The following is a 14,334-nucleotide window of genomic DNA, read 5'->3' on the forward strand; positions in this document are numbered from 1 at the left end:
GGTGCTCAGTGGTCGAGCACCGGGGCGACCCAGTGCACCCGGGTACCGCCCCCGGGCCCACCGGTGATCGCACAGCTGCCGCCGAGTTGCTCGGCACGCCGCTTCATGTTGGCCAGGCCGCTGTATCGGGTGTTGCCGGCCGGTATGCCGCATCCGTCGTCGATGACGTTGAGGATGAACATGTCCGCGACGCTGATCTCGACGGTCAGCCGCGACGCTCCCGAATGACGAAGGGCGTTGCTGACGGCTTCGGTGGTGACCGCTTCGGCGTGATCGGCCAGCTCGGCGCTTACGGCGCTCATCGGCCCGTCGATGCGCAGGGTCGTGAGGACATCACGGTTTCCCGTCAGGTCGGCCACCACCCGCTGGATGCGCTGCCGGAAATCACCACTGGCGGCCACCGGGGATTTGAGCGCGAAGATCGTGGTGCGGATTTCCTCGATGATGGTCTGCAGATCGTCGAGCGTGCGGTTGAGCCGGTCGGCCACCTCCGGCGAACGCGCCCGGGCCAGGGTGCCCTGCAAATTCATCCCGGCCGCGAAGAGCCGTTGGATGACGTGGTCGTGCAGGTCGTGCGCGATGCGTTCCCGCTCGGCCAGAATGCTCAACCGCCGGGCGTCCTCGCGCGCCGACGCCAGCACCAGCGCGATCGCGGCGTGGGTGGCGAAGTCACTGACCAGATCCAGATAGCTCTCGTTGAACGGCGGCTGCTCGGCGCCGCGGGCGACGGCGATCACCCCGACGACCTCGTCGCGGGCGCGCAGCGGCATCAGGATCGCCGGACGCTGCCCGACGTCGGTGAAGGACTGGATCGGGTAGCGCAGCTCCTCGGTGATCAACGGTTCCCCGGACCGGAACACCGCGCCGCTGGTGGAGCCGTGCACCGGAACCCGCTGCCCGAGCACCTCCGAGGCGTGCAACCCCACCGCGGCGGACACCACCAGCGTGTCGACCTCGTCGTCGGACGCGTCGGCGTCGGTCGGCACCAGGACAATCGCCTGTTCGGCCTCGGTCAGCAGACGCGCGCGTTCGGCGATCAGTTGCAGGGGGCGCCGATGCGGTTCGGGACGCGCCAGCAGCGCGGTGGTGATCTCGCGGCTCGCCTCCATCCACTTCACCGACGTCCGCTCGCGTTCGAAGAGCTGTGCGTTGTCGATGGCGACGGCGGCCCCGAACGCCAACGCCCGCGCGGCAACCTCGTCGGAGTCGGAGAAACCCCGCGCCGGATCGACGTGGGTGAGATACAGGTTGCCGAATACGGTGTCGCGGATAGTGATCGGGACCGCGAGGAAGGCGCGCATCCGCGGATGGTGTTCGGGAAAGCCGACGGCGGCGTGGTGCATGGTCAGATCGTCCATCCGCAGCGCGGGCGTATCCAGCAGCGACAAACTCAACAGGCCCTTGCCGACCGGCAGGTGCCCGATGCGCCGGACCGTCTCGACGTCCATGCCCTCGTGGACGAACGAGATCAGGTTGCCCTCGCGATCGCGGATCGCCAGCGCGCCATAGGGGGCGGAGGTCAATTCCCTTGCCGCGCTGATGATCCGGTGCAACGTGGCGTCCAGATCGAGACCCGCGCCGATCTCGACGATGACCCGCAGCAGCTGCTCCATCTGATCACGCGAGGCCAGCAGCTCGTCGAGCTGGGCGTGCATCTGGCTGACCAGCTCGCGCTGCCCGAGCCCGGCTAAGGCCGAGCCCCTCTCGCCGCCGCTCACCCCGACCAGTCCGGCGCACTCGACGGTGGGCCGGACCGCTGATTCAGTTTCGACGCGAACACCGCCGCCTGGGTGCGGCGCTCCATGCCGAGCTTGGCCAATAACCGGGATACGTAGTTCTTCACCGTCTTCTCCGCGAGGAACATGCGCGCGGCGATCTGTCTGTTGGTCAGTCCCTCGCTGAGCAGTCCGAGCAGCGTGCGTTCTTGCTCGGTCAATCCGGACAGCGGGTCCTTGCGCGCGGTCGTGCCGCGCAGCTTGGACATCAGCGCGGCCGCGGCGCGGTTGTCGAGCAGCGATTTGCCGGCGCCCACCTCTTTGATGGCGTGGGCCAGCTCCATGCCCTTGATGTCCTTGACCACGAATCCGCTGGCGCCGGCCAGGATCGCCTCGAGCATCGCCTCATCGGAGGTGAACGACGTCAGCATCAGGCAGCGCAGGTCGGGGTGATCCGCCACCAGGTCGCGGCACAGTTCGATGCCGTTGCCATCGGGTAGCCGAACGTCGAGCACGGCAACGTCGGGCTGCAACGCCGGGATGCGCGCCTTCGCCTCGGCCACCGTGCCCGCCTCGCCGACGATCTGAAGATCCGGATCGGAGGCGAGTAGATCGGAAAGACCGCGACGGACGACCTCATGGTCGTCGACCAGGAACACCTTGACCATGGCGAGCCCTTTCCTGCCGGTCTGGCAACTGGAAAGATTGCGACCGACCCACCCAATATCCCATATTTCGAAGGCAGCCGCCGGGACGCAACGGGTTCAACGACTTTGGTCCCCACAGGTCGGGACCTTCGGCCGACGCCCCGGCCGGTGATGCGCCAATAGTGTTGCGGCCGTGGTCAATTGCGGCGTCAACCGCACCCGCGGAAAGGAGCTTTCGATGACCGATGAGGGAGTCGTCATCCTGTCGGTGCACGAGTGCTGGGAACTGCTGGGCAGCGCGGCGCTGGGGCGGCTGGTCACCTACGCCGACGGCCAGCCCGATATCTTCCCGGTCAACTACGTCGTCCAGCGCCGAACCGTGCTGTTCCGCACCGCGGGGGGCACCAAGCTGGTCAGCTCCGCGATCAACAATCGGGTGCTCTTCGCAGTCGACGACCACAACGTCGCCGAGGCGTGGAGCGTGATCGTCAGGGGCAAGGCGCGCTCGCTGCACACTCCCGAGGAACTCGAGGAGGCCGAGCGCGCGCAGGTGCTGCCGTGGACCAGGCCGGAGAAGACGCACTATGTGCGCATCGTGCCGGAAAGTGTCACCGGCCGCAGGTTCCAGTTCGGATCACCACCGAGTGACGTTTAGCGCCCGCGGTCACTCGCCCACTCGACGAAGTCGTCGAGGTCACGTCGCGGCGTCGCCGGCAGCGGATCGGCGTTGATCGGCGCCCAACCCACCCGGAGCAGCATCTGCGGGTAGTTGCTGTCGCCGAAGATGTCGCGGCGTACGGCCTCGCGGGTGCCGGCCGTCTCCAGCGGTTCGGTGACCGGGCAACTGGCCAGGCCGGTTGACGTCGCGGTGAGCAGCACCGCGCTGGTGGCCTCACCGGCGCGCAGCTGGGCCAACCGGTCGTCGTGGCGGGTGCCCAGCGCAAGCACCACCGCGTTGTCGTCGGCCGGGGACGAGTCCGGTGCCATCGGCAGCGCCGCGCCCGCGAACAGCCGGCTCGGGATCTTGGCCTGCGGGTCCGATATCGGCGCATTGCGCGCGGGCACCCCGGCGACCGAGAAGTAGCGCCCACTCCATGCCGTCAGCTCGACGAGATAGTCCTGGGTCAGGTGATCGCGGACCGACTGCGCGACGATGCCGTGCAGCGCCTCGATGTCTTCCACCTGACACAGCGTGACGCCGGTGCGCGCGGCCCGCGCCGCCATCAGCGCGATGTCGCCCATGGGCACCGGCCAGGAGCTGTAATAACGCCGATCGGTGCGCCGCCGCGGTATCGCCGCGGCCAGTGCGATGTCGACGGAATCGGCGGGGTACGGCGAAAGCTGCAGCGTGGCAAGGTGATTCGGGTCGGCAACGTTCGGCAGCCGCATCACCTTGGACCGCCACCCCACCGCGGCGAACGCCGCAACGCAGTGGTGCAGCGCCGTGCCGCAACTCAGAACCAAGTCGCGGCCATCGGGGTCGGTGTTGGGCAGCTGGCGGCCGGCGTCGGCGTGCAGCTGCAGGCTGGTCGCGTCGACGCGCCACCGCCACGGTTGGGTGTTGTGCACCGACGGGGCGCGTGAGGCCAGCGTCAGGGCGGTTCGGATCGTCCCGGCGTCCGGAAAGCGGTCGTTCATGCCATGGTCCCCCTTCTCTCCTAGCGCCTTGCCGGTATCCACCATCACGCGTTGTTGTCGACAGCACGAGGGCAGGACGGCTCTAACTCGAGGGACTTTCGGCCAATCTCCGTGGCCGCCCCGCCGCGGGGCCCGTCGCCCTTATGCTGACGACGATGGCGAACCACGGCCCCGATCCCACCACGCCGCTGTGGCGCGCGGCCCAGGTGTTCCGGCTGCTGAGCTGCATCTACGCCACCGGCTTTCAAATCGCGATCAATCCGGATCTAATGCGGCCGGTGCTGGGCTGGGTGCTCTTCGGCGCGCTGATCGGCTGGAGCGCGGCCTGCGCGGTCGCCTACCTGCGCGGCTTCGGGCGCCGGCCGGCGTGGGTGCTGGCCGAGCTCGTGGTCGTCGTCCTGCTGATGTGGTCGAACAGTCTCGTCGCGAGCCCGCACTGGGCGGCCGAGAACCAGACCTGGCCGACGACGTTGTGGGCGAGTAACCCCACGATCTCCGCCGCCATCCAGTTCGGCCCCGCCGGCGGAATGCTGACGGGCCTGGCGGTGATGGCCACCAATTTCGCCGTCAAGGATTACCTCGCGCTCAACCTCGGGCACAACGCCACCGTCATCATCGAACTGGCGATCGGCATGGCGATCGGGATGGCCGCGCAGACCGCGCGGCGCGCCCACGCCGAGCTGCAACGAGCGGCCCAACTGAGCGCCGCGGTGGCCGAACGCGACCGATTGTCCCGGCAGGTCCACGACGGAGCGATCCAGGTGCTGGCGCTGGTCGCCAAGAAGGGCCATGAGATCGGCGGCGCCACAGCAGAACTCGCCGACCTGGCCAGCGAGCAGGAGCGCGCGTTGCGGCGCTGGCTGGCGGGCACGGACATCGAGGCGGATGCCGACGGGGTGACGCTCGACCTGCGCTCACTGCTGCGGTGCCGGGAATCCGATCGCGTGTCGTTCAGCCTGCCCGGCACCCCGGTGCCGCTGGGGCGTTGGGCGGCAACGGAACTCGACGCCGCGGTGGGCAACGCGCTGGACAACGTCATCGCCCATGCCGGTCCGGAGGCGCACGCGTACGTGCTGGTGGAGGACCTCGGCGATTCGGTCGTGGTCAGTGTCCGCGACGACGGGGTGGGGATTGCCGCCGGCCGACTCGAGGAGGCGTCTCGTCAGGGACGGCTGGGCATCGCCCAATCGATCGTGGGACGCCTGACGGCGCTGGGCGGCAGCGCCGAATTGCACAGCGCCCCAGGGGAGGGCACCGAGTGGGAGTTGTGCGTGCCACGCCGGAAGGAACGCCATGGCGGATGACGAGACGCCGACGAGCGTGATGGTCGTCGACGACCACCCGATCTGGCGTGACGCGGTCGCCCGCGACCTGGCCGAGGAGGGCTTCGCGGTGGTCGCCACGGCCGACGGCGTGGCCGCCGCGGGGCGGCGGGCCGCCGTGGTCAAGCCCGACGTGGTGGTGATGGACATGCAGCTGACCGATGGCGACGGTGCGCAGGCGACCGCCGCGGTGCTCGCGGTGTCACCGTCGACGCGGGTGCTGGTGCTGTCGGCATCCGACGAGCGCGATGACGTGCTGGAGGCGGTCAAAGCCGGTGCGACGGGATACCTGGTCAAGAGCGCCTCGAAAGCCGAACTGGCACAGGCGGTGACGGCCACCGCTGCCGGCCGCGCAGTGTTCACCCCCAGCCTGGCCGGGCTGGTGCTGGGCGAATACCGGCGCATCGCGCAGAGCAAGGACGACGGGCCCGCCCGCCCCAGCCTCACCGAACGAGAAACGGAGGTGCTGCGCTACGTGGCAAAAGGACTGTCCGCCAAGCAGATCGCCGAGAGGCTGTCGTTGAGCCACCGCACGGTGGAAAACCATGTGCAGGCGACCTTCCGCAAGCTCCAGGTCGCCAATCGGGTGGAACTGGCGCGCTACGCCATTGAGCACGGCCTGGACGAAGAGCCGTGACCCGCGGGGCGGGCGGATAACCGCACTTGCCCCGCGGGCCGACGCCTCTGGGCTACCGCGTCGCGGCGTGGCCTCCGCCGACCGGTACCGCGCCCTTGTGCTGGGCCATGATTCGCGCGCTCACCAGTGCGGTCACCACCACGGCCATGCACACCAGCCCGTCGTCTTTGAGGCCCCACCTGATCGCCGCGAGCAGCGCCACGCCGGCCGCGCACAGCAGGGCACCGACGGCCACGCCCCGGTCCCGTGACGTCACCGCGGGCGCGCCGTCCCAGCCGGACAGCGGGTTGTTCTCCAGCGGCCGCAGCGCAACGAACAGCACCGCCACCGTGACGACCACGATGAGCACCTGCGCGAGGCTGATGGCGAGGAAATCCTGCGCGCCCGGAAAGCGTGGGCAGCCAAGGTAATCGAAGATCAGGTGCACACCCAGCAGCACCGGCATGTGCCACAGGTACAGGGTCATCGCGCCCGAGTTGCCGATGGCGGTCCACCACCACACTCGCGGCCGCTGCGCCCAACGCGCGATCGCCGGTGCGGCCGCGATGGCCAACGCGCTCAGGATGATTGCGTGGCCGGCCAGCAGCAGTGACGGCGGGCTGGTGTTGGACAGGTGGTGATCGCCGGTGCCGACCATGCTGATCTGATACGGCCCCCAGTGCACCAGTGCGACATCGACGGCGAGGAAGACGGCGGCGACGGTCAGCGCGGCGCGGCCACCGAGCAACCGGCGCCGGTAAGCCACACCGAACATCGCGGGAATCAGCCAGACGGCCAGGTTCAGATAACCCAGTGGCATCAGCGCCGGCCACTGCAGGCGGATCACGTCGATCAGCGCGATCGTCCCGAAGACCGCCGCCACCCCGGCGGCCAGGCGCCCGGCCGTGGTGATGCGGTACAGCACCGGCATGGCGGCCAGCACCAGAACGTAGGCCCCCAAAAACCACAGCAGCTGCGTGCTGACACCGGCGATCGGCTCGTAGACGTGTTGCGGCAGCGCCCGATACAGCACGGTCAGCGTCACTGCCCAGAACGCCAGATAGTAGAACACCGGCCGGAACAGCCTGGTGCAGCGCCTCATCAGCCAGTCGCCCCAATTGGTGCCCGGCGCCCAGGAGGACACGCACGCCGCGGCGCCGGCGAAGAAGAACAGCGGCATGATCTGCAGCAGCCACGTCATCGCCTGAAACAGCGCCGAGGTGGTGAGCAGGTTGTCCCAGATCAGGACGTTGTTGCGGATGATGCTGGCCGCCATCACGGTATGGCCGAGCACCACGCCGACCAGCGACGTGATGCGGATGACGTCCAGGACGCGATCACGATCGGCCGGCGTACTCGCGGCCACCTCGGCGACGTCGGGAAACCTGACAAGAGTGGTCATGGGAGCGGAACTGCCCTTCTGTGGTGTGAACGCCGAAGCGTTGTGGTGGAGCAGGAATCGTGCGATGAGAAAAGCATCGCCGGTGGCGCGGGCGCGGGCGTGCGCACTTCTACGCGTAGGCGCTGAGTAGTTCTACTCAGCCCGCGGAGTTGAGCGGGTCGTAGTCGGCCAGCAGCTTTTCGATGCGGGCCTCATCGAGTCGCACCCGGACGGTCGCGGCCTCCTGTTGGTCGCGGATCACCTTGGCCAGGGTGAACGCGCTCGACACCAGGAACAGGAAGGTAACACCGAGGAACAATCGCGGCCACGGGTCAAGCGGCAGGAAGTAGATCCCGCCGAGCGCGGCGAGGAAGCTGATCGCGAACGCGACGGCGGCCTGGACGAAGAAGGCGGCGGTGGTTTTCGACGTGCTGTTGGGGATGGTCATGCCAATCAGACTGCGGCAGCACACCACCCGCGAGGATCCGTAAGACTACTCAGATTCGCCCGCGCGATCGCCCGGCCGCGCCAGCAGCACCGCAGCGGCGCCCGCGGCAGCCACCCCGATCGCGGCGGCGATCACCGTCGCCACCTCCACCGAGGCGAACCCGGAGTCGGCGAGCGGTTTGACCACGGCCACCACGCCCAGGGCGGGCATCACCAGCCGAACCCACCAGGCCACCACGCTGTCCCCGGGTAGTCGCGAATTAGCCTCTGTGACAAACACATACAGTGCCATCAACAGCAGGGGTGCTGCGCCCAGGATCGCCAGGCCGATCCAGCGCGCGCCGTCCGCCGAGACGACGGCGCCAACCAACGCGACGAGGGCGACGACCGCCAGCCGCAGGCCCGCGCCGGCCGGCGCCCCGCGCATGACCGCCAGGCCCGCGGCGGCGCGCACCGCGGCCCAGGCGGAGACCAACGCGGCGGCCACCGCCAACGCGAGGCCGGCCACCGCGAGCCACCGCCGGCCCTCGTCGGCATAGAACTCGGGCACCGCCTCGGCCAGCATCTTGGCGCTCCATCGCCACGGGCCTATCACGCCCTGGTGATCGCCCACCCACAACACCACCGCCACCGCGGCCACCAGCACGACGGCCAGCGACATGGATCGTCCCGGCCTGGCGACGCGCGGGATGCGGACGGTGAGCAGTTCGACGCCCACCATTCCCAGGCCGAAGCCGACGAGCTGGCCGGACAGCGGGCGCGGTGTTGCGGCCGTCCCGATGACGACGGGGTCGGTGCTCAACGCAACGAGGGCGGCCACCGACACCGCGAGGCAGCCGTAGAGGAGCAGGCCGGCGAGCACGAGCGGCATCGCCAGCGTCGCCACGACACGCGTCGACGCCCAACAGGCGGCGGCACCGACCACCACCGCCACGACTGCGGCGCCGACCGGCAGCCACGACACGATCTTGACGGGGTCTTGATCGGGCCAAAGCAGCTGCAGCAGTTGCAATCCGAGCGTGGCCGCGAACTCCGCGGCCAACACCAGGTAGGCAAGCAACTGAACGATGCCCGCGGCCGTCCCCGCTTTCGGGCCCAGGGCGGCGCCGATCAGCTCGGCGGTGCTGCGCGCGTGCGGCGCGTGGCCGCGCAGCCGCGCCAGCGCGTAGATCACCGGAATCATCACCACCGCGCCCACCAGGGCGCCCAGCCCGTACCACGCCGCGGACGCGATCACGGCCATGCTCAGCGCGGCGGCCCGCCATGTTCCCAGCACCGGCTCCCCCGAGCCCGTCTCCGGCCGCGCCGGCGCGGGCAGCGATTTCTTCGGCATCGCCTAAGCATGACGTAGCGGCGCTGAATTGATCAACGAACGCGCCTCGGTCACGCCCACGAACCAGCAACACGACGCCTTGCATATGGCTCAATAAATCGCTTAGTATCTAAGCGAATTTTGCCGGTGCGTCGGAAGGGGTCTCAAGTGCCCACGGCGGTCAAGACAAAGCGAGCCCGTCTCGTCGACTTGCTGCTCGGCTCGCTCGCGCGTCGATACAGCACGGCCGCAGTGCTTTTCCACCACGCGGTCGCCGAGAAGTTAGGGCTTGGCCCCACGGACACGAAGTGTCTTGATCTGCTGCGTGAGCGATCCGCGATGACGGGCAGCGAACTCGCCGCGGCCACCGGGTTGACCACCGGTGCGATCACCGGTGTGGTGGCGCGCCTGGAGAAGGCCGGTTACCTCCACCGCGATCCGCACCCGCAAGACGGACGCAAACAAATCCTGCGTCCGGTCGAGGCGCGGTTTCAACAGGTACACGACGTGTTCGGGCCGTTTCGTGGCGATCTCGCGACCCTGTTGTCGGAGTTCGATGAGCACCAGCTCAACGCCATTGCGCGGTTTCTCGCCGAAGGAACCGAGATCACGTTCAGACATGCGGCGCTACTGCGAGCTCAGCCGTTTTCTGCCGACGACAGATCGGGCGGCTACCGTGGCAAGGCGCCGCGATGAGCGTGCTGGAAGTCGAAGGGGCCCAGCTGTATTACGAGACCCGCGGCGACGGCCCGCCGATGTTGCTGATTCCCGGCGCCAACGGCGATGCGGGCGTCTTTGAGCCGCTCGCCGACAGATTGTCCGCACACTATCGGGTAGCGACATACGACCGGCGGGGCTTTAGCCGCAGTCGCCTTGCCGGCCCACAAGATTACTCACGGCGATTGTCCACCGACGCCACGGACGCGCGGCGCCTCATCGAGCACGTGGCGGGCGGCGGAGAGGCCACCGTCTTCGGTACCAGTTCTGGAGCCGTTGTGGCGCTGCGTCTCCTGCTCGAGCACGCCGACGTGATCGATACCGCCGTGTTGTTCGAGCCGGCCGCCATGTGCTTGCATCCGCAAGGCCGGCAATGGATCGAGTTCTTCGCCTACGTCTATGACGTATACCGGCGCGCGGGAACGGACCCGGCGTTGAAACTGTTCCGCGAACGTACGTTTCCGGCGGTAGACCACGCGGTCATGCAGCGGTCCAGAAATCCAAACTCCCCGCACGCGGTGGCGAACGCGGTCTACTGGTTCGAGCGTGAGCTTCGCGAGTACACCTCGGCGCAGGTGAACACCGAAGCCCTGCGCCCATGGGCCGAGCGCATCGTCCCCGCCGTGGGGCGGGAATGCCGAGGCTATCCCAATCACGAGGTGAGCTGTCGATTGGGCCGCCTGCTCGACCGCGATGTGGTCGAAATGCCGGGCGGACACGTGGGTTTCGTGACCGATTGTGACGCGTTCGCTGACGCCCTGCTCACCCGACTGCAACAGGAAACCTCGGCACGACACGGAACACGGTAAGCGAAGAACCGAACGGGTCAACGCGGGAAGGCAGATGGCGGGATGGACGTACCGTTCACCACCAGATACGGGATCGAGGCGCCCTATTGGCCGGCGGGATTCGCGCTGGGCGGCGTAGCGCTGCTGGCCGTGGCGCGCTCTCGCGGTCGCTGGTGGCGTGCTCCCGCCGCGGCGTTGTTCGCTCAGGCGGCGCTGTATCTGCACACCACGTTGCGCGGAAAACACGTCGTGTGGCGCCGGGAACTGGACCGGCTGGCATTGAATGGCGATGAGCGCCTACTCGATGTCGGCTGTGGCAGCGGTGCGGTGCTGATCGCCGTCGCCAAGCGGCTCCCCCGCGGGCGAGCCGAGGGTGTCGACCTATGGCGCAGCAGGGACCAGTCCGGCAACGATCCCGCGCGTACGCGGGAAAACGCCCGCGCCTGCGGTGTGGCGGATCGGATCCGGCTGCACACCGCCGACATGACCGAATTGCCCTTTCCCGACGGCTCCTTCGACGTCGTCACCTCGGCGCTCGCGGTGCACAACATCTCCAACTCCGCTGACCGCCGCCGCGCGGTGGCTGAGATGGCCAGGGTCCTCAAACCCGGCGGCAGGCTTGTCCTGGTCGACATCATGCACGTCACCGACTACGCCAGGGTCCTCGCTGACGCGATGACCAACCTCAACTGCCGCGGTCTTGGCATCAACTATTGGTATGGCGCCCCGTGGCTGCCCGCACGCGTGCTGACGGGCACCCGGCGCTGACTTCAGGCATCGATCACGCGTCTATTTTCACGCGCCCGGATTTCGCGCGGGAGACGCAGACCAGCATCTCGTCGTCACCTTCCGCGGTGCGGCCGCGCCGATCGACTTGCCCGTCAAGCACTTTGACCTTGCAGGTGCCGCAGAATCCCTGCTGGCAGGAGTACGCGGTGGTCGAATCGCGGTCGAGCATCACGTCCAGCGCCGACCGGTTCGCCGGCACCTGAAGCACCCGCTGCGAGCGGGCCAGTTCCAGCTCGAAGGGCACCCCGTCGACCACCGGCGGCGGGCCGAAACGTTCGTAGTGCAGCGGCGCGTTCGCGTGTTCGTTGCGGGCGGTGCGCACCGACTCCAGCATGGCGGTGGGGCCACACACGTAGACGGCCGTCGCCGGCCCGGCGCCGGCGAGCAAGTCCGACGCGGTGGGGATCCGGCCCCGCTCGTCGTCGGCCCACACCGTCACCCGGTCCGGCGCCACGGCCAGCACCTCGTCCAGCAGCGGCATGTAATCGCGGGTGCGCCCGGCATACACGGCGCGCCAATTGATTCCGCGCTGCTGGGCCGTCTGGATCATGGGCAAAATCGGTGTCACCCCGATGCCGCCGATCACGAACAGCACCTCGCGCTCGTCGGTGACGAGATAAAACGCGTTGCGGGGACCCTCGAACTCGAACCTGTCCCCCACCTTGAAGGTGTCGTGCATCTCGATCGAGCCGCCGCCGCCGTCGGCGATGCGGCGCACCGCGATGCGATAGTCGGTGCGTCGGCCGGGCGAACCACACAGTGAGTACTGCCGGCGGCGTCCCGATGGCAGCCGAACGTCGATGTGCGCGCCGGGCGTCCAGGACGGCAACAACCCACCGGCCGGGTCGGCCACCGTCAGGGCGACGACGTCGGGGGCCAGAAGCTCGCGGTTGATCACCACCGCGGTGGTGGTGCGCTGCACGGGCTGCACGCGCGAGGACGTCCACCGCGACGCCGATGCCAGGCCGCCGAACAGCGCGCCGACCCCGTACAACGCCGTGTACATGCGATCACGCTTGCGGCGGCCGTAGAGGTCGGCCGGAATGCTGTCCCAGATGCTCTGTGCCACAATCAACCTCACGCCTGGCCGATGCCGCGACGGTCCGCGGACTGGGCGATCAGGTCAACCCACTCGCCGGTGAGCCGGGCGATGACCTCGGGGTATGCGCTGACCACCCAGTGGCCGCCCTCGATCGGGACGACCCTGCCGCCCTCCGGGATGGAACCGGTAAACCGTTGCAGGGCGGGCGATACGAAGTAATCCTGGCGCGCGACGAGCACCTGCACCGCAACGGTGGTCTGCGGCAACCGCTTTCCGGGCGCGAGCATCGGCTTGGGCATGTTGGCGCGGTACAGGTTGAGCCCGTTGAGATAGTCGCGGATGGAGCGGCTGGTCGCGGCGCGCCGATGCCCGGCGCCCCGCGGCCGCCCGATGAGTTCCACCACGGCAAAGACCGCCACGGTCGCCCGCGACCAGATCGCCAGCTCGGGCACGCCGGGGCACAGAAAGAACCAGATGTAGCTCGAGGCCAAGGCCTGCTTGAGGACGTCGAAGACGCCGCGCGGCGACCGCGGGGACCGCAGGAACCTGCCCGCGTAGTTCAGGTGCGGGCCCGAGATCGACGTGAACGAGGCAACCTTGTTCATCACCGCGTCGTCGGTGACCGCCGCCCAAGCCTGAATCGAGCCCCAGTCGTGGGCCAACAAATGAACCTGGTCGACCCCGAGGCTGTCGATCACCGCGTCGATGTCCGAAACCAGCTGGCCGAAGCGGTATCCCGCCCGCCTGGCCGGCTTCGACGAATCCCCGGCGCCGCGCACATCGTAGGCCACGACATTGAAGCGGCGGCCCAAGATCTCGGCGACCCCGTCCCACACGTGGTGGTTATCCGGGTAGCCGTGGATGGCCAGGACGGTCGGACGGCCCGGGTCGATGTCGGTGTAGGCGTGCACGGCCAGTCGCACGCCGTCGGACGCGGCGACCGTGGTTAGGGCCACTTCGGTCGTCATCGTCAGCGCCGGTTTCAGTGCGAGGCCCGGGCCGCGGGCGACCGGGCCAGGTAGTCGACGGCGCGCCCGACCCCGCCGAGCTGTGACGGATGAAAACTCGGTGTGTAGTAGGCGCCGATGACCCGGAGGAACTGGAACGGCCCGGGCACCAACCCGCGGCGCGCCGCGCGAAAGTAGTCGCGCCAGCGCGGCTTGGTACCGGGCGGCAGGTAGGGATCGACCGAGTACATGAACCGCACACCGCGGACGAACAACCACAGCAGCGCCGGCGTGATCAGCAGCTGCGTGCGCACCTGCCGCCAGTACCCGCCGCGCAGGTGCTTCATGGTGTCGAACGCGACCGCCTTGTGCTCGACTTCCTCGGCGCCGTGCCAGCGCAACAGGTCGAGCATCACCGGGTCGGTGCCCATAGCGTCGTGTTGTGGGGTGTCGAGAATCCATTCGCCGAGGATCGCGGTGTAGTGCTCGAGGGCGGCGACCATCGACACCCGCTCGAGCAACCAGCTCTGCCGGCGGCGGTTGCTCCACCGCGGCCGATCACCGATGAGTTGGGTGAACAGCCAACGCATTTGGTCGGTGAACGGCGTCACATCGATGCCCTTGGCCGCGAAGTGCCCCAGCACCCCCGCGTGCGCCTGGGAGTGCATGGCCTCCTGGCTGATGAAACCCTGCACATCGCGACGCAATTGATCGTCTTTGATCAGCGGCAAGGTGTCCTTGAAGGCGTCGACGATGAATTCCTCACCCGCGGGCAGCAACAAATGCAGCACATTGCAGAAATGCGTGGTGAAGGGTTCGTTGGGCACGTAGTAGAACGGCAGCGTCGACCAGTCGAAGTCGACGTCACGCGCCTGCAGGACGATCCGCTCGTGGTCGAGCGAGGCGTCATGCGGGCCCGTTGCCTTGTCATCGACGGTGAACATCGTCGCCACCCCTTTCCGTCCTGCGCCAA

14 protein-coding genes and 1 pseudogene are annotated in these 14,334 nt (G+C 68.4%); 7 read left to right on the top strand and 8 right to left on the bottom strand.

Annotated elements, in window-relative coordinates:
• Positions 1 to 5: 5 nt before the first annotated feature.
• Entirely contained in the window at positions 6 to 1,655 is a 1,650-nt protein-coding gene (locus tag A5624_RS22070; protein WP_066871195.1) for a GAF domain-containing sensor histidine kinase, read from the bottom strand.
• Positions 1,656 to 1,714: 59 nt separating this feature from the next.
• Entirely contained in the window at positions 1,715 to 2,383 is a 669-nt protein-coding gene (locus A5624_RS22075) for a response regulator transcription factor (protein ID WP_066871050.1), read from the bottom strand.
• A gap of 217 nt (positions 2,384 to 2,600) precedes the next feature.
• Between A5624_RS22075 and A5624_RS22080 the strand changes: the two genes are divergently transcribed.
• Positions 2,601 to 3,017, top strand: coding sequence for a pyridoxamine 5'-phosphate oxidase family protein (locus A5624_RS22080; RefSeq protein WP_066871201.1), 417 nt, complete (start codon positions 2,601 to 2,603; stop codon positions 3,015 to 3,017).
• On the opposite strand, the gene A5624_RS22085 is transcribed toward A5624_RS22080, so the two are convergent.
• Positions 3,014 to 4,000, bottom strand: coding sequence for an NAD(P)H nitroreductase (locus tag A5624_RS22085; RefSeq protein ID WP_066871198.1), 987 nt, complete (start codon positions 3,998 to 4,000; stop codon positions 3,014 to 3,016). The genes A5624_RS22080 and A5624_RS22085 overlap by 4 nt on opposite strands.
• Positions 4,001 to 4,143: 143 nt before the next feature.
• Here A5624_RS22085 and macS point away from each other — a divergent pair, with 143 nt between their 5' ends.
• Together macS and A5624_RS22095 are read left to right on the top strand one after the other, a co-directional pair.
• On the top strand, positions 4,144 to 5,304 hold the full coding sequence (macS, locus tag A5624_RS22090) for a MacS family sensor histidine kinase (protein ID WP_066871053.1): 1,161 nt from the start codon (positions 4,144 to 4,146) through the stop codon (positions 5,302 to 5,304).
• Complete coding sequence (locus tag A5624_RS22095; protein ID WP_066871056.1) at positions 5,294 to 5,959, top strand: response regulator transcription factor; 666 nt, start codon at positions 5,294 to 5,296, stop codon at positions 5,957 to 5,959. Before macS ends, A5624_RS22095 begins: the two co-directional genes overlap by 11 nt.
• Before the next feature lie 52 nt (positions 5,960 to 6,011).
• Here A5624_RS22095 and A5624_RS22100 read toward each other — a convergent pair whose 3' ends face one another.
• Complete coding sequence (locus A5624_RS22100) at positions 6,012 to 7,340, bottom strand: acyltransferase (protein WP_066871059.1); 1,329 nt, start codon at positions 7,338 to 7,340, stop codon at positions 6,012 to 6,014.
• A gap of 136 nt (positions 7,341 to 7,476) precedes the next feature.
• On the bottom strand, positions 7,477 to 7,767 hold the full coding sequence (locus A5624_RS22105; protein ID WP_066871062.1) for a YiaA/YiaB family inner membrane protein: 291 nt from the start codon (positions 7,765 to 7,767) through the stop codon (positions 7,477 to 7,479).
• A 438-nt stretch (positions 7,768 to 8,205) separates the two neighbouring features.
• On the opposite strand from A5624_RS22105, the pseudogene A5624_RS29600 reads away from it, so the two are divergent.
• The 4 genes and pseudogenes from A5624_RS29600 to A5624_RS22125 all read left to right on the top strand — a co-directional run.
• Positions 8,206 to 8,289, top strand: a pseudogene (locus tag A5624_RS29600) (hypothetical protein); the annotation flags it as partial.
• A 957-nt stretch (positions 8,290 to 9,246) separates the two neighbouring features.
• Positions 9,247 to 9,774: a MarR family winged helix-turn-helix transcriptional regulator gene (locus tag A5624_RS22115; protein WP_066871068.1), complete on the top strand. Its 528-nt coding sequence runs from the start codon at positions 9,247 to 9,249 to the stop codon at positions 9,772 to 9,774.
• Positions 9,771 to 10,604: an alpha/beta fold hydrolase gene (locus A5624_RS22120; protein ID WP_066871071.1), complete on the top strand. Its 834-nt coding sequence runs from the start codon at positions 9,771 to 9,773 to the stop codon at positions 10,602 to 10,604. The genes A5624_RS22115 and A5624_RS22120 overlap by 4 nt, the downstream gene beginning before the upstream one ends.
• 42 nt (positions 10,605 to 10,646) lie before the next feature.
• Positions 10,647 to 11,351 carry a class I SAM-dependent methyltransferase gene (locus A5624_RS22125; RefSeq protein ID WP_066871074.1) on the top strand — a complete coding sequence of 235 codons (705 nt, stop codon included), beginning with the start codon at positions 10,647 to 10,649 and terminating at the stop codon, positions 11,349 to 11,351.
• Between the two features lie 13 nt (positions 11,352 to 11,364).
• On the opposite strand, the gene A5624_RS22130 is transcribed toward A5624_RS22125, so the two are convergent.
• The 3 genes from A5624_RS22130 to A5624_RS22140 are packed head-to-tail and all read right to left on the bottom strand — an operon-like array spanning position 11,365 to position 14,305.
• Positions 11,365 to 12,447 (bottom strand): PDR/VanB family oxidoreductase, encoded by a 1,083-nt coding sequence (locus A5624_RS22130; RefSeq protein ID WP_066871077.1) that lies wholly within the window; start codon positions 12,445 to 12,447, stop codon positions 11,365 to 11,367.
• A gap of 2 nt (positions 12,448 to 12,449) precedes the next feature.
• Entirely contained in the window at positions 12,450 to 13,382 is a 933-nt protein-coding gene (locus A5624_RS22135) for an alpha/beta fold hydrolase (protein WP_066871080.1), read from the bottom strand.
• A 14-nt stretch (positions 13,383 to 13,396) separates the two neighbouring features.
• On the bottom strand, positions 13,397 to 14,305 hold the full coding sequence (locus tag A5624_RS22140; protein WP_066871083.1) for a metal-dependent hydrolase: 909 nt from the start codon (positions 14,303 to 14,305) through the stop codon (positions 13,397 to 13,399).
• Between the last annotated feature and the right edge of the window lie 29 nt (positions 14,306 to 14,334).

Origin of the sequence: Mycobacterium sp. 1482292.6 (assembly GCF_001672995.1) — a bacterium.
Taxonomy (GTDB): domain Bacteria; phylum Actinomycetota; class Actinomycetes; order Mycobacteriales; family Mycobacteriaceae; genus Mycobacterium; species Mycobacterium europaeum_A.